We start from the raw sequence: 20,441 nt of genomic DNA, 5'->3' as shown, positions 1-20,441 counted from the left end.
TATCTAACGCCAGGTCGGCCACCAGCTTCTTGAGCTTCGCGTTCTCCTCCTCCAGCTGCTTGAGCCGTCGTACCTCCGATGGCCCCAGACCGCCGAATTTTTTCTTCCAGTTGTAAAACGTGGCATCCGAGATGCCCATCTTCCTGCAGACCTCGTCCACCGGGGTGCCCAGTTCTGCCTGCTTCAGGGCGTACGCGATCTGCTGTTCAGTAAACTTGCTTCTCTTCACGGCATGCCTCCCTTCTTGAGGTGAAAATCATGCCGGAATTTCTAACTTTAAACGGTACTATTTAATGGGGTAGGGTCAGCAGGGTGGTCAATCCGTATCGGCCACTGAGAGCAGCCACCACAATCCTCTTGCGCCTTGCCACACAAAATATGAGTGCGAGACCATTGCAATGTCCGTAAATTGACACCAACTCGGGTCGTCCAATCGGAAGACTAACAGGTCATCAAAAGGCTTCGGAAAGGCCGCATCTAAAGCATCTCCAGCTAGCCTTCTCGCCTCATCCTCCGGAATCGAGTTTCGAAAACATCCGCCTTCTACGAGGACGCTAACTAGCGAGCCCTCAAATTCCAATCGGTTCAGTGTGGAATATTGAATAGACTTGAAGTCGATCTCCCCCAACTCACTAGCGCATTCGACGAATTCTGGGTGGCGCAGAAGGTCAAGCAATGGCGCCGGCGACGCAAACTCTTGAGACGGGATGACGGTCGGCGAAAATTTCATGAAATTTGAAACCACTTCTCCGCAGCGTTCCAACGCCCCGAGGAATCTCACTATCTCTGGCTTCTCAATATCGAATTTCATAGTACTCGTTTTCTAGTGCTGGCCGCGAGAGTCAGCTTTTGGCTGCAGCCATACATCATCTTCAGAAGTCATGATCGTAAACTACGGTGCTCACGGATTTCGCATGCCCGTCATTGGCCGATTGTACTCGGTCAACTGACTGGAGCATTCGCCCCGAATCGGACCGCCATCATTTCTCTGATATTGAGATGCCCAAGCGGCTCTTTGCGCCCCAAACATAATATGAAGGTAGGCCGCGTTGAATACCCGAACGATAGATTCCAACGCCCTCAATAATCTTCTCTACTCGAAGATGTTGAAATTGAAGCCGAGCGGCATGCCAAAGCATCTCTTCGACAGTGAAGCCCTTCCCATTTTTCGCAGCAACTAATGCGTTCGGTTTGGGCCTACCTTTCGGCCCGAACGGCTCCAAGTAAATTCTTGGCGCATCAAGTACCAACTGTTCCGCATTGGCGGCTTGCGAAAGCAATTTCGGGAAGTCAAGCGTCGATGCAGGACAAGTCATTGGCCATTCAAGGCCATCGATTCTTGCGAAAGAAAATGGCAAATCGGGTCGATGAACTGCACGTTCTTGTTCAGTGTATATCTCTGTCCGGAGGTACGAGGCCTTATTCAATAAGAACGAGGTCCGAATCCGATAATACGAGATGCGCCGACTTAACGAGTCTATTCTCCACTTGGACGCATGCGGTAGCCAGGAATCATACATAACCTGTTCACTATCGAAAGCGAGCACGCGAATTGGGCGAGCATCCCATTCCGGTTGAAAAACAGCGCCCAACTCCAAGTCTTCTATTTCCATGTCTTCAGATGCTGTTCGATGTCCGCTGTTGGCCGTACCCGGCCTGCACAACGCAGCCTAGCATGTTGCTCGGCTGAAAGTTTCACCCTTTGTTGCGCAAGTGATGTCGTCCAATAGGCCTTTGCAAATAGCATATGCTCCGAGAGTGCAGATGAACATTAATGCACCGAGTCCGATAGCTTGATGCCCTGGCACGATAAGGTTACATTTCTCAATCCTTGCAGAATAACCGAAAGTCCGATCGCAAATGAATAATCTATCCAAGAAATTAAGCGTTATCGCCATCTCATTCAAGATTCTTTGCTTCATCGGGTTGTCGATTTCGGCCTGGATGCTAGCTACGCACGGCTTCGACTGGACCATGCTGTTTCTCCTGCTGAGCACGGCCGGTATTATTTCGGAATCGAACGCACGAATCGCGTCGATGCTCGGCAGTGACGCAAGGATGGCGCTGCCAAATAATAGGCAAGGAAAGGTCGAGGAGAGAAGCACGGAATCCAAGATTCTGGGAGCGATGACCACGGTGGCTCTCCTCTGTCTCATCGCATCGACGATCTATTCTCTACTTTAGGGCCAACCTACCTTTGCTGTAAATTTAAATATTCGGCTTGCTCAGAGTTACGTCGTGCGGTAAGAGAATCATACTGCCGTATCCGATTGCGACTGTTTGGCCATCGTCAGAAACGAAGATCCAACGTCGGAGCATAAAGCCTATATTTCGGCATACTGGCAACTTTACCGCATCTATCTACACCATTGCTTCTCGCATGGAATGCCGTCGTTATTGCCATCCATCTTGACGTTAGGGCAGTGCTGTAGAAAATACGTAGCCTCTTCGCAAGATGTCATTTGGCTGCAATAGGTCCGTCCATCACATACAAACGATGCTCTACGGCCTATCTGAATCTTAGGTGCTGGAGCAGTTACCGGCTCCTCACCAGCAGTCAATATCACAGGCTCAGTCACTACCTGTGTACTTAAGGTATATTTTTCATAGCCCTTCCAGGCCAATGCTGCGAGAACAAATAGTAGAATGATTTTACGCATCAAAACTCATCGATAGATTGGAAAGGCCAGCTTTTAGCCGATTGTACTCGTCGTCCAGTACGACTTTGCCGCCTGCAAATTGGCGGTCTCACATCGCCACTACGCGAGGTGATGGCAAGCTACGACAAACGTCAGCGTGCTGCCACCGCCTGCCAACTAGGTCGCGCGCAAGATAGCGCGCAAAGCCTGCCACCGAACTGCCTTTTCTGCGTAGCCAAGGGTGTAGGCCGGGCTGCTCGAAGGCAGTTCCACGATTTGGAAGTTGGCAGCATGCGAACCGAGCACCTTAATCCCTAACTTCGCGGCTGTCCCGCCATTAAAGGCGATTGCCTTGATGTTTGGATGGCGCGCAAGCAAAGCGCACAAGTCGTTGTCATTGCGCGCCCTGATCCTGCTGTCCAGGCTTCCAGGGCGATGGGCTTCAGCCACGACATCCCACAGTCCGACTCCGTGTTCCAGCAACGCTTTCAGCCTGGATGAATAGTCGAGCGGGACAAGCTCCGTGCCAATCACCTCGGACATGAGAAGCCAGAACTTGTTCTGTCGGTTGCCGTAGTACTCCTGCGCGGCCAGCGACTTGTCGCCCGGCAGGCTGCCCAGCACCAGAAGGCGTGTGTGCTGGTCGACCACGGGGTCAAAACATCGTTTCAATTCCATTCGTGCATTTTAGCGGTAGTTCGGGTGTAGAATCGAACGGTAGTGCTAAATAAAACATCACAACGGAGACCGGCGCCATGTCCGAGCAGCGAGCCATTGTTACCCTGCTGTTGAAGTACAGCGAAAGCCACCTGAACCCTACCAACGAAGCGATCCATTGCGTGTGCGTGCCGCTCATCGTGTTCAGCCTGCTGGGGATGATCTGGGCCATCCATCCGCTGTTGGCGGTGGCTGGCGTGCTGGCGTCGCTTGTCTACTATTTCAAGCTGTCGCGCAATTTCGGACTGGGAATGCTGGTGATGGCGGCCTTCTTCCTGGCTGTGCTGGGCGCCCTGCCGCCGGCTGCTGTGTTGCCGCTGAGTGTTTTGATCTTCGTGCTGGCCTGGATCGGCCAGTTCATCGGCCACAAGATCGAGGGCAAGAAGCCATCCTTCTTCGACGACTTGCGCTTCCTGCTGATTGGGCCTTTGTTTGTGCTGGGCGTGCTGTATCGCCGCCTGAACCTGGCTTACTAGAACAAGACGACGTTGATCGGGTCGGGGGCCAGCGCTTCCCCGGCCAGCAGGATCACGACCGTCGCGGCCACATAGCCGAGCACCGACGCGACCCAGATGCGTGTTTGCGTATTCATGCTTGCCTCCTGACTTTAACTAGTTGAATCTTACCGATTTTTAAGGCGCGAATTGTCACGCATTGTCGCTCTGCGCTGCATTAAAGAAACACTTATACTGGCGGGATGCCTTCTTCAATACTCTTCGTTCTCGCCTGCCTGATCTGGGGTTCGACCTTCTTTGCGATCACCCTGCAATTAGGGGATATCGCGCCGGCTGTTTCCATCGTCTACCGCTTTGCGCTGGCCTCCGCGGTCCTGTTCGGCTGGTGCCTGCTGCGCGGGGACAAGCTCAAGCTGTCGTGGAAGGCGCAGCGCTGGACCATTCTGCAGGGCTGCTGCACGTTTGGCCTGAGCTATATCGGCACCTATAACGCTGAGCAGTACGTGGTGTCGGCCCTGGTGGCGGTGCTGTTTGCGCTGATGGTGTTCTGGAATCCGATCCTGAACAAGATCGCCTTCGGCACGCCGATTACCTGGCGCACCTGGGCGGCCGGCGGTGTGGCGGTGGGCGGCGTGGTGCTGCTGTTCTACCATGCGATCGCCGAATCGCTGCGTGACGTCATGGCGGGCGGCCAAGGGCATTTCATCCTCGGCCTGGCCCTGGCGCTGGGTGCGACCATTGCCAGCTCGGTAGGCAATACCCTGGTGGTCAAGGTGCGCCAGAATGAACCGAATGTGCTGCTGACCATGGCCTGGGGCATGTTGTGGGGTACTGTGCTGGTAGCGCTGTGGGCGCTGGTGCGCGGCGACTCCTTCGTCATGCCGGCCACGGCGTCGTACTGGGGCGGCCTGCTCTACCTGTCGCTGGCTGGTTCGGTGATCGCATTTGCCTGCTACTTCACGCTGATCGACCGTATCGGCACACAAAAGGCGGTGTATATCGGCGTCGTGACGCCGGTGATTTCCGTGCTGCTGAGCATTCGGCTTGAACATTACCGTCCGGGCTGGATGGAGATCGTCGGCATGGTGGTGAGTATCGCCAGCGTGGCCTGGGCGCTCAAGGCGCCGTCGATGCCTGCCAGCCGCACACCTGTTGACCTTAAACCTCTCAAGAAAGCTGTATGAGCAATTTGACTATCCGCCCTGCCCGTCCCGATGACGTGACCGCCATCATGGCCATGATCCGTGAACTGGCTGTATTCGAAAAACTGGAACATCTGGTCGTGGCCGATGAAGCCATGCTGCACGAGGAATTGTTCGGCGTGAAGCCGGGCGTTGAGGGCATTGTCGGCGAGGCCGCCGGCGAAGTTGTTTCGTATGCGCTGTTCTTCCATAACTTCTCCACCTTCCTGTGCAAAAAGGGCCTTTACCTGGAAGACTTGTACGTCAAGCAGGACCGCCGCGGCGGGGGCCATGGCAAGCAGATGCTGGCGGCGCTGGCGAAGATTGCTGTCGAACGCCAATGCGGCCGTTTCGAATGGTCGGTGCTGGACTGGAACGTGAATGCCATCAAATTTTATGAACAGATGGGCGCTGACGTGCTGCCGGACTGGCGCGTTTGCCGCGTGACCGGCCCGGCTTTGCAGGCGCTGGCGAGAGCATAAAAAAATCCCTCGCGGCTCGTGTGTGGTCGGGCGAGGGATACTAAACCCAGGTGTCAGTTGGGAGGGGAGATGAATCGACGGTTTCAATATAGTCGCCCTTACCCGGCCTTGCCTTGTCACTTACAAATTATTACCTGACCGCTATTCTTGCTTACATTTGATTTTGCGCAATACATTCCATCAGGAAATTCGCACAATAGACAGTCCCGCCCCTCCGCCGGAGACTGAAAATGTTAAAAGCCTTATATCGGGCGTATTGGCGCTTCCGGCTTAACCGCTGCTTGCGCGATTTGCAGGTACTGGCTGCGCAGCGCGCGCATGACGCCTTGGTGGAGGAAGTCCTCAGGCGCGAAGCTGAGCAGGTGCGCGCGCGGCTGCAGACGCTTTGAATCCCTTTTCCATCCACTCAAACAGCCCTTGCGTGAGCAGGGCGAGAACGGCTGCCGGCAGCGCGCCGGCCAGCATCAGGTTGTTGTCGTTCAGGGCCAGGCCGGTGGTGATGCGTTCGCCGTAGCCGCCGGCGCCGATGAAGGCGGCAATCGTGGCGGTGCCGACGCTCATTACTGCTGCCGTCTTCACACCGGCCAGGATGACCGGTGCGGCCAGCGGCAATTCGATTTCCATCAGGCGCTGCATGGGGCGCAAGCCCAATGCTTGTGCGGCTTGCTTCAGTCCTTGCGGGATGCCGCTGATGCCAGTGCACGTATTACGGATGATCGGCAGCAGCGCGTAGACGAACAGCGCGCACAGGGCGGGCAAGGTGCCGATGGTACCCAACAGGGGGATCAGCATCGCCAATAGCGCCAGCGAGGGGATGGTTTGCAGGATGCCTGCTGCCGCCATCACGGGCTCGCGCAGTTTCGGGCGGTAGGCGGCGAGGATGCCGAGCGGGATGCCAAGGGCGCTTGCCAGTGCGACCGAGAGCGCGACCAGGAGGACGTGCTGGCGGGTCAGTTGCCAGAAATCGCCGGCAAACAGGCGCTGCCAAAGGGTAGCGCTGCCAGGCGGTGACGCCGTGCCAGCCTGGGGCCGCGGCGCGACAGCGTTTGCGGCACTGGCAGCAGGCGCCGATGCGCCAGGCTCGGTGCGCGCTGCTGCGCCGCTGGAAGCGGCAGCGGCGATATCCTCAGCGGAGGCGCTGGCGGGAGGTGCGGTTGCCCCAGCGAGGGCAGCGGGATGGCGGGCCAGCCAGTTGTGGGCGATGGCGGGGAAGGTTTGGCCGTGCAGTTCGGCGGCCGCATTCATGGCAATCATGTCGCCGGCGCTGATGCGCCCTTGCAGCGTGCGCAAGGCTTGCCAGGCGGCGGGGAAGCGCTGCGCAGCGTCCAGGCGGTACAGCAGCACCGCGTCGTAGCGGGGGAAATACGCTTGGTCGTCTTCCAGCACGCGCAGGCCGTATTGGCCGATCTTGGCGTCGGTGGAGTAGATGTCGATCACGTCGACCTGCTTCTGCGCCAGCGCTTCGTAGGCGATGCCATGGTCTAGCCCGCGCGGCGTCGCATTGATGCCGTAGCGTTGCGCCAGGCCTGGCCAGCCGTCGGCGCGGCCGATGAATTCATGCGACAGGCCGTAACGCAAGCCGCCCTGCGCAGACAAGTCGCCCAGCTTGCGCGGGGCGCCGGACTCGCCACGCACAGCCAACGCATAGGTGTTGTTGAAACCCAGCGGGACGGCGATGCCGAGGCCTTGCGACGCCAGCTCGCGCTGCATCTGTTCCAGCGTGACAGGCTGCGCGTGCTTGAGGATCTCGAGGCCGATGGTTCCGGTGTATTCGGGGTAGACGTCGATACTGCCCGATTTCAGCGCAGCCAGCACGATGGCGGTGTTGCCGAGGCCTTGCTTATGTTCCACGCGCGCGTGGGGCGCGGCAGTTTGCGTCAGCAGCTCGCCAAGGATATACGACTCGGTGAAGCGTTTGGAGCCGACGCGCAGCACGCCGTCCGGCGCGGCGCCATGGGCCAGGCCGGCCGCCAGCAGCAGGAGGACAGTGGCAGCGCGGCGCAGCAACTCAGGCGCTCGCAGGGATGCCGACGATCGGGTCGCGCCAGACGCCGCGATTGACGACGGCGACGCAGGGGTTGAAGCCGAAGGCGTAGGACAGGTCGGCCGGGCGGGCGATGTGCCATAGCGCGAAGTCGGCGCGCTTGCCCACTTCCAGCGTGCCCACTTCGCCGTCCAGGCCCAGGGCGCGGGCGGCATTGATGGTGCAGCCGGCCAGCGCTTCCAGCGGCGTCAGGCGCCACAGCGTGCACACCATATTCATCGCCAGCAGCAGTGACGTCATCGGCGACGTGCCGGGATTGTTGTCGGTGGCGACGGCCATTGGCACGCCGGCTGCGCGCAGGGCGGCTACCGGCGGCGGCGTGGTGTCACGCAGGAAGTAGTAGGCGCCGGGCAGAAGCACGGCCACCGTTCCCGCTTTCTCCATGGCGGCGATGCCTTCGGCGGACAAGTGCTCCAGGTGGTCGGCCGACAGCCCGCCAAAGCGCGCCACCAGCGCGGCGCCGCCCTGGTCCGACAATTGTTCGGCGTGCAGCTTGACCGGCAAGCCGTGCTCACGGGCGGCGGCGAAAATGCGCTCCGTTTGCGCGGCCGAGAAGCCTATGCGTTCGCAGAAGGCATCCACCGCATCGGCCAGGCCATCGGCCTTCAGCGCCGGCAGCATGGCGATCACGGCGTCGACATAATCGTCGGCCCGGTCCTTGAATTCGGGCGGCAAAGCATGGGCACCGAGGAAGGTGGTGGCCACCGAGACCGGCATGACGTCGGCCACGCGGCGCGCCACACGCAGCATCTTGGTTTCCGAAGGGAGGTCCAGGCCGTAGCCGGACTTGATTTCCAGCGTGGTCACGCCTTCGGCCAGCAGCGCGGCGATGCGCGGCAGCGACTGGCGCAGCAGCTCTTCGTCGGAAGCGGCGCGGGTGGCGCGCACGGTGGACATGATGCCGCCGCCGGCGCGGGCGATGTCTTCGTAGGTGGCGCCGTTCAGGCGCGCCTCGAATTCGTCGCTGCGGTTGCCGGCGTGGACGATGTGGGTGTGGCAGTCGATCAGGCCCGGCGTCAGCCAGCAGCCGCCGCCGTCGTGTTCCAGCGCCGCGCTGCCCGCCGCGGCGGCATCGTCGCGGCGGCCAAGCCAGGCGATGCGGCCGTTATCGACCGCAATGGCCGCATCGCGGATTTCGCCGTAGCCCTCGCCCGCCATGGTGGCCAGGTGCACATTCGTGATCAGCAGGTCCCACTCTACGGCCATATCTTTTACTCTTCGTTGGGGAAAATATCGACGATGAACACGGTGGCATGGCCGGCCTCCAGCGTCCACACGTCGTCCTTGTCCAGCACTGCCGCATCATAGCGCACCAGCGAGATGCGCTCGCTTGCGCTGGACAAGTTGAGGCTTTCGCCTTCGGCCAGGAATACCACGGTGGTGGGGCTGCGCCGCTCCAGCTTGGAAAAATCGCGGATGGTGCGCCGTTCCAGCTGGTGGTTGCAGATGGCGCGGCGCGTCATGACGTTGAAGTCCGTGGTTGGCGCGCCTTCCACGGTGGCCGTCACGGCGTTCTCGCCGGGGAAGGCGATCACCGGCTCGCGCTCGGACAGCGCCACGCGCCGCTCGTTGCCCACGTCCAGCACCACCCCGCCGCCCTCGACCAGGGTCAGGGTGCGGTCAATGCCGGGAAAGACGGAGAAGGGGCCGCTGTGCGCGATGGTCGCCAGCGACAGGCGCCATTCGAACTCGTCGAAGCCGGCGCCCGGCGGCATCACGCACAGTTCCGTGGTGCTGCCGCCGCCGTTTTTCCAGGGCGTGGCGTGCAGGCTTGCATACTGAATGATGGTAGTCATGCTCGTAGCTCGCGCAATTCGGCCAGCGTCTTTTTGAAGCGCGTGGTGATGGCCGGTTGCGCCACGTGCTTCTGGCCGCGCACCACCCATTGGCCGCCAACCATCACATCCCTGACTAGATTATCATTTCCGCTGAAGACGAAGCATCCTAAAACGTCGGCGGCATCGATTCCATCCAGATTGGGGTGGTCGTCATCCAACACCAGCAGGTCGGCGCGCTTGCCGGCGGCCAGCGCCCCCACCGGGCGTCCCGCCGCCTGCGCACCGCCCTGCAGGGCGGCTTGCCACAGGAAGTCGCCCACGCGGCGCTCTTCGCCGGAAACGGCAATATTGCGGCGCTGCTGCAGCAGGCGCTGGCCGTACTCCAGCCAGCGCAATTCTTCCACCGCGCTTTGCGAGACGTGGCTGTCGCTGCCCACGCCAATGCGGCCGCCCTGCTCCAGGAAGCTTTCAAGCGGAAACAGGCCATCGCCCAGGTTGGCTTCGGTGGTTGGGCACAAGCCCGCCACGGCGCCGCTGCAGGCGATCGCCGTGACTTCGTCTTGCGTCAGGTGAGTGGCGTGCACCAGGCACCAGCGCGCATCGACCGGCAGCTGTTCAAACAGGTACTGCACCGGGCGCTTGCCGGAAAAGTCCAGCGACTGCTGCACCTCGCCCTGCTGCTCGGCGATGTGGATGTGCACCGGGCGTGCTTTCGGCAGGTGTTCCAGCACTTCGCGGATCTGCGCCACCGAGGCGGCGCGCAGCGAGTGCGGCGCCACGCCGATTTCCACCTGCGCGTCGCGCAGCGGCTCCAGCTCGCCGATGATTTTCAGGACGTCGCGCGCATCCGTGCGGAAGCGCGCCTGCTCCGGCTTCAACGGCAGTTCGCCAAAGCCGGCATAGGAGTACAGCACCGGCAGCATGGTCATGCCGATACCGGCGTGGCGCGCCGCGGCGATCACGCGCTGCGCCGTTTCCGACGCTTGCGGATACATGGCGCCGTCGGGCGCGCGCTGCACGTAGTGGAATTCGCAGATCGAGGTGTAGCCGTGGCGCAGGCACTCCGAATACAGCTGGGCCGCGATGGCTTCCATCTGCTCTGGCGTGATGTTGCGCGCAAAGCGGTACATCAGGTCGCGCCAGGTCCAGAAACTATCCTTCGTGTCGCCGGCGACTTCGGTCAGCCCGCCCAGCGCGCGCTGGAAGGCGTGCGAGTGCAGGTTGACCATGCCCGGCATGACCAGGCGCGCGGACGGGATGCCCGGCGCCGCCACGGCATCGGCCTGCACGGCGGTGAAGTTGCCGCGGTCATCCCACTGCAAGAGGACGTTCTTGCGCCAGCCGTCCGGCAGCAAGGCGTGGTGGGCGAACAGGGCCTTCATTTGCGCACCCAGTCGGCTGCTGCCTGCACCAGTTGGCGCAATAAGGGCTGGACTTCGGCGGCACGGTCTTCGCGGTAGCCGAAGGGCGCCGTTTCGTCCATATAGGTCGACTGGCACATCTCCAGCTGGATGGCATGCACTCCCTGCTCCGGCTTGCCGTAGAAACGGGTGATGTGGCCGCCCTTGAAGCGGCCGTTGACCGCCACCGTGAAGCGTTCGCCGGCGCGCGCCACGCCGGCGATGGCATCGGTCATGGACTTGTCGCAGCTGGCGCCGTCGGCGGTGCCGAAATTCAGGTCGGGCAGCTTGCCTTCGAAGAAACGCGGCACGACGGAAGCGATCGAGTGCGCGTCCCACAGCACCACCTTGCCGTGCAGCGCGAGCAGGCGATCGAGCTCCGCGCGCAGCTGCGTATGGTAAGGCTGCCAGTAGGCGGCCAGGCGGCGCTCCACCTCCGCCTGCGACGGCTGCCGGCCTTCCAGGTACAGGGGTTCGCGGTGGAAGGTGTCGACCGGGCACAGGCCGGTGGTGTCCTGGCCGGGATACAGGTTGGTGTTTTCCGGCGGGCGATTCAAGTCGATCACATAGCGCGACCAGCGCGCCGACAGCGTGGACGCGCCGAGCGCGCCCAGGAAGTCGTACAGCTTGACCAGGTGCCAGTCGGTATCGGCCTTCTCGGTCGCCGCCGGCGTCATGCCGGCGGCGATATCGTCCGGGACGTCGGTGCCCACATGGGGCATCGACACCAGCAGGGGAATACTGCCTGCGTGGAAGCGGTAATCCATAAAGCTCTCCTTACGGATGCAGGGCGCTGAACAGGCTCTTGCAAGTTGCGCTCAAATCTCCATTGACCACCATCTGCTTGGCTGCCTCGATATCCGGCGCGAAGAAGCGGTCGGTATCGAAGAATGCTACCTTCGAACGCAGCTGTGCGTGTACATGCTCCAGTTGCGCCGACGTTTTTAGTGGACGATGGAAGTCGATGCCCTGCGCCGCCGCCAGCAGCTCGATGCCGAGGATGGTCGCGGTATTGTGCGCCATATCGTGCAGGCGGCGCGCGCCGTAGGTCGCCATCGATACGTGGTCTTCCTGGTTGGCGGAAGTCGGGATGGTGTCGACGGAAGCCGGATGCGCGATCGACTTGTTTTCCGATGCCAGGGCGGCGGCGGTGACATGGGCGATCATGAAGCCGGAGTTCACGCCCGGATCGCGCACCAGGAACGGCGGCAGGCCGGACAGGGTGGCGTCGATCAGCAGCGAGACGCGGCGTTCGGAGATCGAACCGATTTCCGCGATCGCCAGTGCCAGGGTGTCGGCGGCGAATGCCACCGGCTCGGCGTGGAAATTGCCGCCCGAAACCACCACCGGGCCGTCGTCGTTCTGGAAGATCAGCGGATTATCGGTCACGGCATTGGCTTCGATCAGCAGGGTGCGGCCGGCGTTGGCGATCAGGTCCCAGCAGGCGCCCATCACTTGCGGCTGGCAGCGCAGGCAGTATGGGTCCTGCACGCGCTCGTCGCCCACCAGGTGCGAGGCGCGGATCGCGCTGCCTGTCACCAGTTCGCGGTAGATGCCGGCGGCGGCGATCTGCCCCGGCTGGCCGCGCACTTCGTGGATGCGGGCGTCGAACGGGGAGTCGGAACCCTTGGCTGCGTCCAGCGACATGGAACCGGTCACCATGCCCGCTTCCAGCAGGCGCTCGGCCATGAACAGGCCGTGCAGGCACAGGGCGGTGGAAGCCTGGGTGCCATTGATCAGGGCCAAGCCTTCCTTCGCGGCCAGCACCACGGGGGCGATGCCGGCGGCTTTCAGCGCATCGGCCGCCTGTACCAGCTCGCCCTTCACGCGCACTTCGCCCACGCCCAGGATGGCCAAGGTCATGTGCGACAGCGGGGCCAGGTCGCCGGAGGCGCCGACCGAACCCTTGGCCGGGATGGCGGGCATGATGCCCTTGTTGTACAGGGCAATCAGGGTGTCGATCACGATTGGACGGATGCCGGAGAAGCCGCGCGACAGGCTGCTGATCTTGGTCAGCATCAGCAGGCGCACAACTTCGTCCGACATCAGCTCACCGGTGCCCACGGAATGTGACAGGATCAGGTTGCGCTGCAGCTGTTCCAGCTTGTCGTCCGGGATGCGGGTCTTGGCCAGCAGGCCGAAGCCAGTGTTGATGCCGTAAGCGGCGTCGCCTTTTGCGACGATGTCCTGCACGGCTTTGCAGGAGGCTTCGATGGCGGAATAGGCTTCCTTGGCCAGCGCAATCGGGGTGTGGGCGGTCCACACGGCGCGCAGGTCGGTCAGGGACAGTTTGCCGGGGGTGAGGGTCAGTTGTGTCATGTTTAATTTCTCGTATTCGTTTGCCGGTTTTATTTGATCATCGGCAGGTTCAGTTTATTACGCTTGGCGCATGCAATGGCGGACTCGTAGCCGGCATCCGCATGGCGCATCACGCCCGAGCCGCAGTCGTTGACCAGCACGCGCGCCAGGCGCTTGGCGGCAGCCTCGGAACCGTCAGCCACGATCACCACGCCCGAGTGCTGCGAATAGCCCATGCCCACCCCGCCGCCGTGGTGCAGCGACACCCAGGTCGCGCCGCCGGCGGTATTCAGCATGGCGTTCAGGAGCGGCCAGTCCGACACCGCATCGGTACCGTCGCGCATGCCTTCGGTCTCGCGGTTGGGCGAAGCAACCGAACCGGTATCCAGGTGGTCGCGGCCGATCACGATCGGCGCTTTCAGCTCGCCCTTGCGCACCATTTCATTGAACGCCAGGCCGGCAATATGGCGCTCGCCCAGGCCCAGCCAGCAGATACGCGCCGGCAGGCCCTGGAAGGCGATGCGCTCACGCGCCATGTCCAGCCAGCGGTGCACGTTGGCGTGGTGCGGGAACAGTTCCTTGATCTTGGCATCGGTCTTGTAGATATCTTCCGGATCGCCGGACAGCGCCACCCAGCGGAAGGGGCCGCGGCCTTCGCAGAACTGCGGGCGGATATACGCCGGCACGAAACCAGGGAAGTCGAAGGCATTCTTCACGCCCTTGTCGAAGGCCACCTGGCGGATGTTGTTGCCGTAGTCGACCACCTTGGCGCCCAGCGCCTGGAAGTCCAGCATGGCTTGCACGTGCACCGCGCAGGAAGCAGCGGCAGCATCGGTCAGTTTGGCGTGCTGCGCAGCGTCGGCCTGCGCGGCCTTCCACTGTTCCACGGTCCAGCCCTGCGGCAGGTAGCCGTTCACCAGGTCGTGCGCCGACGTCTGGTCGGTCACCACGTCCGGCACGATGCCGCCGGCCTTGGCGCGCTTGACCAGCTCCGGCAGGATGTCGGCAGCGTTGCCCAGCAGGCCGATGGAGATGGCGTCGCCATTGGCCTTGTGCAGCTTGATCATTTCCAGCGCTTCGTCGATGTTGGCAGCCTGCTTGTCCAGGTAGCGGGTGCGCAGGCGGAAGTCGATCGAGGACTGCTGGCACTCGATATTCAGCGACACGGCGCCGGCGAAGGTCGCGGCCAGCGGCTGCGCGCCGCCCATGCCGCCCAGGCCTGCGGTCAGCACCCAGCGGCCTTTCAGGTCGCCGCCGAAGTGCTGGCGGCCCGCTTCGGCAAAGGTTTCATAAGTACCCTGCACGATGCCCTGGGTGCCGATATAGATCCAGGAACCGGCCGTCATCTGGCCGTACATGAACAGGCCCTGGCGGTCCAGTTCATTGAAGTGCTCCCAGTTGGCCCATTTCGGCACCAGGTTGGAGTTCGCCAGCAGCACGCGCGGCGCATCTTCGTGGGTCTGGAACACGCCGACCGGCTTGCCGGACTGGATCAGCAGGGTTTCATTGGCTTCCAGCTTTTTCAGGGAAGCGAGGATCTGGTCGAAGCACTCCCAGTTGCGGGCCGCGCGGCCGATACCACCGTACACCACCAGGTGTTTCGGGTTCTCCGCCACTTCCTTGTCCAGGTTGTTCTGGATCATGCGGTAAGCCGCCTCGGCGCCCCAGGTCTTGCAGACCATTTCCGGGCCGCGCGGGGCGCGGATATCGCGGGTGGCGTCGTAGCGGGGATCGTTGTCCAGGTGCTGGGTGCTCATGTCATCTCCTCAAGTTGGTGAGAACGGGCCTGCCCGGCCCGCGCATATTTACAGCTTAAGTTGTATAGACAAGTAAGTCAAACGCTTTTTCGGCGGTCTATTATGAGTAAAGCGATTTTCAGGATGAGACCGCCATGAAGCCGAGCGAGCTCCTGCAAGACGACAGCAGCGCCGTGATTGAGGCGCTGCGCAGCGGCGCCCTGACCGGCGCGCCCATCCCAGATCTCGCACGGCGCCTGGGAGTGAGCACTGACTTCCTTGTGTCCAGCTTGCGCCTTCCCAAGAGCACAATCGCCAAACGAATTGCCGGCAAATCAAAGCTCGCCCCGCTGGAGCAGGACAGGATCTGCCGCACCGAACGGGCGTTTTCGCGCGCACGCGAAGTGTTCGAAAATGAGAATGCCCAATTATGGATGACGGGACGAGTGCGCACCTTGGGCGGCGTCTCGCCACTCTCATTCCACCTCACAGCGCAAATCGCGCGGCCATTCGAGTTCGACCTAAGGCTGGGCAGTGCCAGGTGAGCGCAGCCGGGTCAACCCACACCGTTGAACTGCGGCTCCTCAAACTGCTTACTTTTGGGCCTATAGACTATGCCCCAGAAATAGCGGCCGCCATCACAGACATTGACTGGCCGCTCCAGCAAACTCCATTCGCGCCATGGTTCGTCTTCAGGCCACGCCGAGAAATTGCCGTAAATAAGCCGCTCTCCATTCCTGGTAAACCCAATGTACTGGCGTCGAAACTGCTGGAACCTTGGCGGGACCGGCTGTCCAAGCTTGTCGCGCTGCTCCAGCGTCGGCCATAGCTCCAACTCCAGTTCAACGATTTCCGTTGCAGTCGGCAACCAATATCCCCCATCGGAGTGTGGCACATCGCGCGAACACTGATGGAACGCTTCGGCTGCCCGCCACAGGCCAATGGTAGAGGTGCCGCTAGGCAGCCAGATATAGGGCAAGGCCAGCCAGACCAAACCTGCGCCGGTGGCCAACAGCAACATCGATCCAGCAATGACGCGTCGCATGCACACTCCTATTTGAAAGTTGGGGTCAGCTCTGGCAACCGGACATTTGTGTCGCAGTGCGTCGCACTGCAACACAAATGTCCGATTGCCAGAGCTGACCCCGACTTCTAGTTTGCTATTTGTGGAAGACTTGCTTGCCGCCGACCCAGGTTTCCAGGACGCCGATCTTGCCGATTTCCTCGGCGGGGACTTTGAACAGGTCGCGGTCGGTGATGATGAAGTCGGCCCACTTGCCCTTTTCCAAAGAGCCGATGGATTGCTCCTGGTGCGCGGCCCAGGCGGCGTCCAGGGTGAAGCAGCGGAAAGCTTCGGTCAGGGTCATGGCTTGTTCCTTGTACCAGCCGCCTGTTGGCACGTCCTGCATGTCCTGGCGCGTGACGGCGGCGTGGATGCCTTGCAGCGGGTTGGGCGATTCGATCGGGAAGTCGGAACCGCAGGCGATGCGGCTGCCCTGCTTCAGGAACGTGCGCCAGGCGTATGCGCCCTTGATGCGCTCAGGGCCAACGCGCTGCACGGCCATATTCTGGTCGGAGGTGGCATGGGTCGGCTGCATCGACGGCACAATGGACAGGTGCTTGAAACGGGGGATGTCGCTCAGCTGCACCACCTGGGCATGCTCGATGCGGTTGCGCCTGGGCGCCAGCGGGTACTGCTTGCCCAGTTGCTCAAAGCTGTCGAGGATCTGCTTGTTGCCGGCGTCGCCGATGGCGTGCACATTGACCTGGTAGCCCGCCTTCATGGCTTTCTCCATCTTTTCATGGATGGCGAGGTCGGTGTTGAACAGCAGGCCGCGCGTGTGCGGCGCATCGCTGTATGGCTCGATCAGCGCGGCCCCGCGGCTGCCCAGCGCGCCGTCGGAGTACAGCTTGACGGCGGCCAGCGCGTAGTGGCCGTCAGCGTACGACTGCAGCGGGCCGTTTTTCGATAGATGCTCGAAGTCCGGACCGACGTCGCCGATCATGGCATAGACGCGGGTGGTGAGTTTGCCGTGGTCGGCGTAATCGCGGAACAGGCGGTCTGCATTGGCATCGATGCCGGCATCGTGCACGCTGGTCAGGCCGACGCTGGAGAGCATGCCCAAGGCCCCATCGAGCATGGCGCGTGCTTCGGACTCGGTCGGCTTCGGCAGTACCTTGTAGACGAACTCCATCGCATTGTCGACCAGGATGCCGGTCGCCTCGCCGTTGGCGTCGCGCTCGATCTTGCCGCCGGCGGGATCCTTGGTGTCCTTCGTGATGCCGGCCGCCTGCAGCGCCCTGGTGTTGACCCACATGGCATGGCCGTCGATACGTTCCATGGCGGCCGGGCGGTCGCTCACGACAGCGTCAAGTTCGGCGACGTTGGGGAAGCGGCCGAGCTTCCAGATTTCCTGGTTCCACCCTTTGCCGATCACCCATTTGCGCTGCGGGTTGGCCTGTGCATACCTGGCCACCGAAGCTTGCGCTGCCGCCAGCGAGGGCGGGCTGTACAAATCGGCGCTGGTGGCCACCTCGCCGAGACCGAACACGTGGCCGTGGGCGTCGATCAGGCCAGGCAGCACGGTCTTGCCCTGCACGTCGATGCGCTTGAAGCCCTTGGCTTTGGCGGCGACTTCCTTCGCACTGCCGACAGCCAGCAGCTTGCCGCTGTCGTCAAAAGCCAGCGCCTGGAACTGCACCAGCCGGCCTTTGCCGTTGAGGGTGTAGCCGTTGGCGTTGTCGATCATGGTGCCGGCATTGGCGGCGGTGGCGGCGGCCAGCGCGGCGGCGAGCAGGGTGCGGCGGAAATGCATGGAGTCGGTCCTTTCGAATTTGAAAGCAAGATCCAGAGTGTAGCGCGCTTCACACACTGGTCCAATGATGCTTTGCACAATGGAGAACCAACATGCTGACGCTATTCGATTACCTGCCTTCGCAAAACGCCTATAAAGTGCGGCTGCTGCTGTCGCACCTCGGCCTGCCCTACCGAACAGAGTTGGTCAGCATCTTCGAGGGCGAGGGACAGCAGGCGGAATACCTCGCGATCAATCCCACCGGGGCGGTGCCGGCGCTGCGGCTGGATGATGGACGGGTACTGGCGGAATCGAATGCCATCCTCACTTTCCTCGCCAGCGGCACACAGTACTTGCCTGATGACGCCTTTGCGGCGGCCAAGGTGCAGCAGTGGATGTCGTTCGAGCAGGACTGCATCCTGAACATCGCCTCGCTGCGGCACTGGACCATGACCGGCAAGCTGGCGCGCCGGCCGGCAGCGCTGGTGGCAATGCGCCGCGCGGGCGGCCTGCGCGCACTGCAAATCCTCGAGCGCGAGCTGGCGCAGCGGCCCTTCATCTGCGGCGACCAATACACGATTGCCGATATCGCGCTGTTCGCCTACACCCACCGCGCCGACGAGGCGGGCCTGCCGCTGCGCGAGTTTGCGCAGGTATGCGCGTGGATCGAGCGCGTGCGCGCGCAACCGGGCTTCCTCGACGAACATCATCCCTATTCCATCGACTCGCACTCTTCGCGCGAACTGCCCTGAGCACAGCCTTGACATGATCGATTACAAATGTAACCATGCATCACCGATTACACGCGTAAATGATTATGACCATCCAGATCAGCGAAGCCGAAGCCGTCGTCATGGACGTGCTGTGGCAGCAGCATCCGCTGGGCGCCGACGAGATATGCACGGCGCTGGCGGCGCAGCAATGGCAGGACGCCACCGTCAAGACCCTGCTCAACCGCTTGCTCAACAAAGGCGCCATCAGCGCCGAGAAAGACGGACGGCGCTACCTGTATGCGCCCCTGCTCAAGCGCGAACAATGGCTGGCCAGCGAAAGCAAGGGCTTCCTTGACCGCATGTTCGACGGCCGCGTGGCGCCGCTGGTGGCCCACTTCAGCCGCCACCGCAAGCTGAGCAAGGCCGATATCGCCGACTTGAAGCGCCTGATCGAGGAGCTCGACGATGGCAAGTGAGCCGCTGCTGCGCGTCCTGCTGGCCAGCCTGTTAGCCAGCGCCCTGCTGCTGCTGGTGCGCCGCCCGCTGCGCCAGTGGTGCGGCGCCGGCGCCGCCTACGCTGCCTGGGCCGTCGTCCCGGCCAGCATGATCGGCGCGCTGCTGCCGCATGGCGCCGGACCGCTGCCACTGGAGCTCACCTTGCCGGCGGCGCCAACCCTGCTGCAGACGGCCGGCGCCAGCGCTGTTGCCGCCGCGCGTCCCTGGCAATCCTGGCTGGGTGCGGCCTGGCTGGCCGGCGCCGCCGCCACGGCCGCCTGGCTGGCCTGGCAGCAGTGGTGCTACCTGCACCGCCTGCGGCGTTCCACCCCGTCCGGCAGCGCGCGCGTCATGCGCAGCGGCGCGGCCAACAGCGGTCCGGTGCTGCTGGGTATATGGCGGCCATGGCTGGTGCTTCCGGCCGACTTCCGCCGCCGCTATGGCCGGGACGAGCGGCGCCTGGTGCTGGCGCATGAACGCATCCATGCCAAACGCGGCGACCTGTGGGCCAACGCCGCCTGCGCGCTGCTGCAATGCCTGGCCTGGTGCAATCCCTTGATCCATGTTGCCGCAGTCCGCTTCCGCCTGGACCAGGAACTGGCCTGCGACGCGACGGTGCTGCGCCGCCACGGGCAGGCCGCCACCTATGCCCGCGCCCTGCTCAAGACGCAGCTGTCGGCGCAAGGCATTCCCCTGGCTTGCCAATGGCAGGCCGCCCATCCACTGAAGGAGAGAATCGTGAATTTGAAGTCGACCGTCACACCGGCACAGCGTCTGGCCGGCCGTTTTGCGGCAGGTATGCTGTTGGCCGCCTGCAGCCTGGCCAGCTGGGCGGCGCAACCTGCTGCCACGACTGACAAGCACTATCTGGTGACGCTCAGTATGCAGGGCCAGAACCCGACCGTTCTAGTGAAGGCCGGCGCGCCAGCCGAGATCGCGATGGGCAAAGGCGCCGAGGAATGGCGCACCCGCCTGGTCGTCACCCCGCACGAAGGCCAGGTCCAATTGCGCGCCCTGGTCACTCACGGCGGCAAGCAGGTCGACGACTACATGATTGAAGGCCCGCTTGAGCAGGACTTCTTCATCGGCTCCAAAGAACTCGAAGAGTTCAAGGCCAAGCTGCGCGTGCGCGAGGCAAGCGGCGGTTAAGCGTTCGCCTCAGGGCTGGCTGCGCCGGACCGCTTCCTGGGCCAGCCGCTCCAGCCACAAGGCATGGCCCTGGTGCATGGCTTGCGGCTGCTCGCGGCGCAGCGCCACGGCCGCAGGACCACGCACCACTTCTTCAGTCACCACCAGGCAACCCTGCCCTTGCGGCTGCAGTAGCCAGGTATGGTAGGCGTCCAGCTCCTTCGCATGCCCGAACCACCCGAGGCGCTGCTGCGGCTCGAATTCATGCACATGGCTTGGTACTTCCAGGGCGAAGGTGCGCCACCGGAAGCCGCGCCCGGCCGCCAGTTCACTGCCTTGGCTCAGCCTGACGTTTTCCGAATTCGGATACCAGGCCGGCCAGTGCGGGGCATCGACCAGGCTTTGCCAGACTGCGGTGCAGGGCGCGGCGATTGCCAGTTCGCTGTGGTCGAACAGGTCGGCCTGCTGCGGCGCAAAGCCGTCCGGCCAATGGATGTCAGGTTCAGGGCTGGCGGCTGCCGCCAGCGAGCAGGCCAGCATTGCGGCAGCCAGCAGTTTGAGTTTCATCATCGAGGTTTTC

23 protein-coding genes are annotated in these 20,441 nt (G+C 62.4%); 8 read left to right on the top strand and 15 right to left on the bottom strand.

Annotated features, from left to right (window positions below):
* From GM658_RS27075 to GM658_RS27065, 3 genes are all read right to left on the bottom strand, one after another.
* Positions 1–229 (bottom strand): transposase (locus tag GM658_RS27075; protein WP_170299006.1); only part of this gene is annotated, 229 nt, incomplete at its 3' end.
* A gap of 87 nt (positions 230–316) precedes the next feature.
* Positions 317–811 carry a hypothetical protein gene (locus tag GM658_RS27070; protein ID WP_155457224.1) on the bottom strand — a complete coding sequence of 165 codons (495 nt, stop codon included), beginning with the start codon at positions 809–811 and terminating at the stop codon, positions 317–319.
* Between the two features lie 169 nt (positions 812–980).
* Positions 981–1,613 carry a hypothetical protein gene (locus tag GM658_RS27065; protein ID WP_155457223.1) on the bottom strand — a complete coding sequence of 211 codons (633 nt, stop codon included), beginning with the start codon at positions 1,611–1,613 and terminating at the stop codon, positions 981–983.
* 247 nt (positions 1,614–1,860) lie between these two features.
* Between GM658_RS27065 and GM658_RS27060 the strand changes: the two genes are divergently transcribed.
* Positions 1,861–2,184 carry a hypothetical protein gene (locus tag GM658_RS27060; protein WP_155457222.1) on the top strand — a complete coding sequence of 108 codons (324 nt, stop codon included), beginning with the start codon at positions 1,861–1,863 and terminating at the stop codon, positions 2,182–2,184.
* A 173-nt stretch (positions 2,185–2,357) separates the two neighbouring features.
* Here GM658_RS27060 and GM658_RS29585 read toward each other — a convergent pair whose 3' ends face one another.
* Together GM658_RS29585 and GM658_RS27050 are read right to left on the bottom strand one after the other, a co-directional pair.
* Positions 2,358–2,660 (bottom strand): excalibur calcium-binding domain-containing protein, encoded by a 303-nt coding sequence (locus GM658_RS29585; protein ID WP_155457221.1) that lies wholly within the window; start codon positions 2,658–2,660, stop codon positions 2,358–2,360.
* 156 nt (positions 2,661–2,816) lie between these two features.
* The gene (locus GM658_RS27050) at positions 2,817–3,317 is read right to left on the bottom strand and encodes a DNA-deoxyinosine glycosylase (RefSeq protein ID WP_155457220.1); all 501 of its coding nucleotides are present in this window, start codon (positions 3,315–3,317) and stop codon (positions 2,817–2,819) included.
* 77 nt (positions 3,318–3,394) lie between these two features.
* Here GM658_RS27050 and GM658_RS27045 point away from each other — a divergent pair, with 77 nt between their 5' ends.
* From GM658_RS27045 to GM658_RS27035, 3 genes are all read left to right on the top strand, one after another.
* Positions 3,395–3,832, top strand: coding sequence for an Mpo1 family 2-hydroxy fatty acid dioxygenase (locus GM658_RS27045; RefSeq protein WP_155457219.1), 438 nt, complete (start codon positions 3,395–3,397; stop codon positions 3,830–3,832).
* 221 nt (positions 3,833–4,053) lie between these two features.
* The gene (locus GM658_RS27040; RefSeq protein WP_155457218.1) at positions 4,054–4,995 is read left to right on the top strand and encodes a DMT family transporter; all 942 of its coding nucleotides are present in this window, start codon (positions 4,054–4,056) and stop codon (positions 4,993–4,995) included.
* Positions 4,992–5,474, top strand: coding sequence for a GNAT family N-acetyltransferase (locus GM658_RS27035; RefSeq protein WP_155457217.1), 483 nt, complete (start codon positions 4,992–4,994; stop codon positions 5,472–5,474). Before GM658_RS27040 ends, GM658_RS27035 begins: the two co-directional genes overlap by 4 nt.
* Positions 5,475–5,816: 342 nt before the next feature.
* Here GM658_RS27035 and GM658_RS27030 read toward each other — a convergent pair whose 3' ends face one another.
* The 7 genes from GM658_RS27030 to hutU are packed head-to-tail and all read right to left on the bottom strand — an operon-like array spanning position 5,817 to position 14,751.
* Positions 5,817–7,481, bottom strand: a complete 1,665-nt coding sequence (locus GM658_RS27030; protein WP_371865297.1) for a glycine betaine ABC transporter substrate-binding protein — start codon at positions 7,479–7,481, stop codon at positions 5,817–5,819.
* A 1-nt stretch (position 7,482) separates the two neighbouring features.
* A complete protein-coding gene (hutI, locus tag GM658_RS27025) occupies positions 7,483–8,724 on the bottom strand; it encodes an imidazolonepropionase (protein WP_155457216.1) in 1,242 nt (413 codons plus the stop codon).
* A gap of 5 nt (positions 8,725–8,729) precedes the next feature.
* Positions 8,730–9,314, bottom strand: coding sequence for a HutD/Ves family protein (locus GM658_RS27020; protein WP_155457215.1), 585 nt, complete (start codon positions 9,312–9,314; stop codon positions 8,730–8,732).
* A complete protein-coding gene (locus GM658_RS27015; RefSeq protein ID WP_155457214.1) occupies positions 9,311–10,678 on the bottom strand; it encodes a formimidoylglutamate deiminase in 1,368 nt (455 codons plus the stop codon). The genes GM658_RS27020 and GM658_RS27015 overlap by 4 nt, the downstream gene beginning before the upstream one ends.
* Complete coding sequence (hutG, locus tag GM658_RS27010) at positions 10,675–11,463, bottom strand: N-formylglutamate deformylase (protein ID WP_155457213.1); 789 nt, start codon at positions 11,461–11,463, stop codon at positions 10,675–10,677. The genes GM658_RS27015 and hutG overlap by 4 nt, the downstream gene beginning before the upstream one ends.
* Before the next feature lie 10 nt (positions 11,464–11,473).
* Positions 11,474–13,015, bottom strand: coding sequence for a histidine ammonia-lyase (gene hutH, locus GM658_RS27005; RefSeq protein WP_155457212.1), 1,542 nt, complete (start codon positions 13,013–13,015; stop codon positions 11,474–11,476).
* 29 nt (positions 13,016–13,044) lie between these two features.
* Complete coding sequence (gene hutU / locus GM658_RS27000) at positions 13,045–14,751, bottom strand: urocanate hydratase (protein WP_155457211.1); 1,707 nt, start codon at positions 14,749–14,751, stop codon at positions 13,045–13,047.
* 134 nt (positions 14,752–14,885) lie between these two features.
* Here hutU and GM658_RS26995 point away from each other — a divergent pair, with 134 nt between their 5' ends.
* Positions 14,886–15,275 carry a hypothetical protein gene (locus tag GM658_RS26995; RefSeq protein WP_155457210.1) on the top strand — a complete coding sequence of 130 codons (390 nt, stop codon included), beginning with the start codon at positions 14,886–14,888 and terminating at the stop codon, positions 15,273–15,275.
* 11 nt (positions 15,276–15,286) lie between these two features.
* On the opposite strand, the gene GM658_RS26990 is transcribed toward GM658_RS26995, so the two are convergent.
* On the bottom strand, positions 15,287–15,775 hold the full coding sequence (locus tag GM658_RS26990; protein ID WP_155457209.1) for a hypothetical protein: 489 nt from the start codon (positions 15,773–15,775) through the stop codon (positions 15,287–15,289).
* Between the two features lie 115 nt (positions 15,776–15,890).
* The gene (locus GM658_RS26985) at positions 15,891–17,546 is read right to left on the bottom strand and encodes an amidohydrolase (protein WP_155457208.1); all 1,656 of its coding nucleotides are present in this window, start codon (positions 17,544–17,546) and stop codon (positions 15,891–15,893) included.
* A 92-nt stretch (positions 17,547–17,638) separates the two neighbouring features.
* Between GM658_RS26985 and GM658_RS26980 the strand changes: the two genes are divergently transcribed.
* Genes GM658_RS26980 through GM658_RS26970 form a run of 3 tightly spaced genes read left to right on the top strand, consistent with a single transcriptional unit; the run spans position 17,639 to position 19,882 of the window.
* A complete protein-coding gene (locus tag GM658_RS26980; protein ID WP_155457207.1) occupies positions 17,639–18,277 on the top strand; it encodes a glutathione S-transferase family protein in 639 nt (212 codons plus the stop codon).
* Between the two features lie 59 nt (positions 18,278–18,336).
* Positions 18,337–18,714 carry a BlaI/MecI/CopY family transcriptional regulator gene (locus GM658_RS26975; protein ID WP_229417091.1) on the top strand — a complete coding sequence of 126 codons (378 nt, stop codon included), beginning with the start codon at positions 18,337–18,339 and terminating at the stop codon, positions 18,712–18,714.
* A complete protein-coding gene (locus GM658_RS26970; protein WP_155457205.1) occupies positions 18,704–19,882 on the top strand; it encodes a M56 family metallopeptidase in 1,179 nt (392 codons plus the stop codon). The genes GM658_RS26975 and GM658_RS26970 overlap by 11 nt, the downstream gene beginning before the upstream one ends.
* A gap of 9 nt (positions 19,883–19,891) precedes the next feature.
* Here GM658_RS26970 and GM658_RS26965 read toward each other — a convergent pair whose 3' ends face one another.
* Positions 19,892–20,431 carry an SRPBCC domain-containing protein gene (locus GM658_RS26965; protein ID WP_170299005.1) on the bottom strand — a complete coding sequence of 180 codons (540 nt, stop codon included), beginning with the start codon at positions 20,429–20,431 and terminating at the stop codon, positions 19,892–19,894.
* Positions 20,432–20,441: the final 10 nt, after the last annotated feature.

Origin of the sequence: Massilia eburnea (assembly GCF_009720745.1) — a bacterium.
Classification (GTDB): domain Bacteria; phylum Pseudomonadota; class Gammaproteobacteria; order Burkholderiales; family Burkholderiaceae_D; genus Rugamonas; species Rugamonas eburnea.
The sequence above is the reverse complement of the archived record's forward strand: the minus strand, read 5'-3'. Positions and strand labels throughout refer to the sequence as shown.

Coding starts and splice junctions, on each gene's coding strand:
- hutU (WP_155457211.1), bottom strand. CDS start 14,751: ATGAGCACCCAGCACCTGGACAACGATCCCCGCTACGACGCCACCCGC.
- GM658_RS26995 (WP_155457210.1), top strand. CDS start 14,886: ATGAAGCCGAGCGAGCTCCTGCAAGACGACAGCAGCGCCGTGATTGAG.
- GM658_RS27020 (WP_155457215.1), bottom strand. CDS start 9,314: ATGACTACCATCATTCAGTATGCAAGCCTGCACGCCACGCCCTGGAAA.
- GM658_RS27070 (WP_155457224.1), bottom strand. CDS start 811: ATGAAATTCGATATTGAGAAGCCAGAGATAGTGAGATTCCTCGGGGCG.
- hutH (WP_155457212.1), bottom strand. CDS start 13,015: ATGACACAACTGACCCTCACCCCCGGCAAACTGTCCCTGACCGACCTG.
- GM658_RS29585 (WP_155457221.1), bottom strand. CDS start 2,660: ATGCGTAAAATCATTCTACTATTTGTTCTCGCAGCATTGGCCTGGAAG.
- GM658_RS27045 (WP_155457219.1), top strand. CDS start 3,395: ATGTCCGAGCAGCGAGCCATTGTTACCCTGCTGTTGAAGTACAGCGAA.
- GM658_RS26990 (WP_155457209.1), bottom strand. CDS start 15,775: ATGCGACGCGTCATTGCTGGATCGATGTTGCTGTTGGCCACCGGCGCA.
- GM658_RS27065 (WP_155457223.1), bottom strand. CDS start 1,613: ATGGAAATAGAAGACTTGGAGTTGGGCGCTGTTTTTCAACCGGAATGG.
- hutI (WP_155457216.1), bottom strand. CDS start 8,724: ATGGCCGTAGAGTGGGACCTGCTGATCACGAATGTGCACCTGGCCACC.
- GM658_RS26975 (WP_229417091.1), top strand. CDS start 18,337: ATGATTATGACCATCCAGATCAGCGAAGCCGAAGCCGTCGTCATGGAC.
- GM658_RS26965 (WP_170299005.1), bottom strand. CDS start 20,431: ATGATGAAACTCAAACTGCTGGCTGCCGCAATGCTGGCCTGCTCGCTG.
- GM658_RS26980 (WP_155457207.1), top strand. CDS start 17,639: ATGCTGACGCTATTCGATTACCTGCCTTCGCAAAACGCCTATAAAGTG.
- hutG (WP_155457213.1), bottom strand. CDS start 11,463: ATGGATTACCGCTTCCACGCAGGCAGTATTCCCCTGCTGGTGTCGATG.
- GM658_RS27060 (WP_155457222.1), top strand. CDS start 1,861: ATGAATAATCTATCCAAGAAATTAAGCGTTATCGCCATCTCATTCAAG.
- GM658_RS26985 (WP_155457208.1), bottom strand. CDS start 17,546: ATGCATTTCCGCCGCACCCTGCTCGCCGCCGCGCTGGCCGCCGCCACC.
- GM658_RS27035 (WP_155457217.1), top strand. CDS start 4,992: ATGAGCAATTTGACTATCCGCCCTGCCCGTCCCGATGACGTGACCGCC.
- GM658_RS27050 (WP_155457220.1), bottom strand. CDS start 3,317: ATGGAATTGAAACGATGTTTTGACCCCGTGGTCGACCAGCACACACGC.
- GM658_RS26970 (WP_155457205.1), top strand. CDS start 18,704: ATGGCAAGTGAGCCGCTGCTGCGCGTCCTGCTGGCCAGCCTGTTAGCC.
- GM658_RS27015 (WP_155457214.1), bottom strand. CDS start 10,678: ATGAAGGCCCTGTTCGCCCACCACGCCTTGCTGCCGGACGGCTGGCGC.
- GM658_RS27040 (WP_155457218.1), top strand. CDS start 4,054: ATGCCTTCTTCAATACTCTTCGTTCTCGCCTGCCTGATCTGGGGTTCG.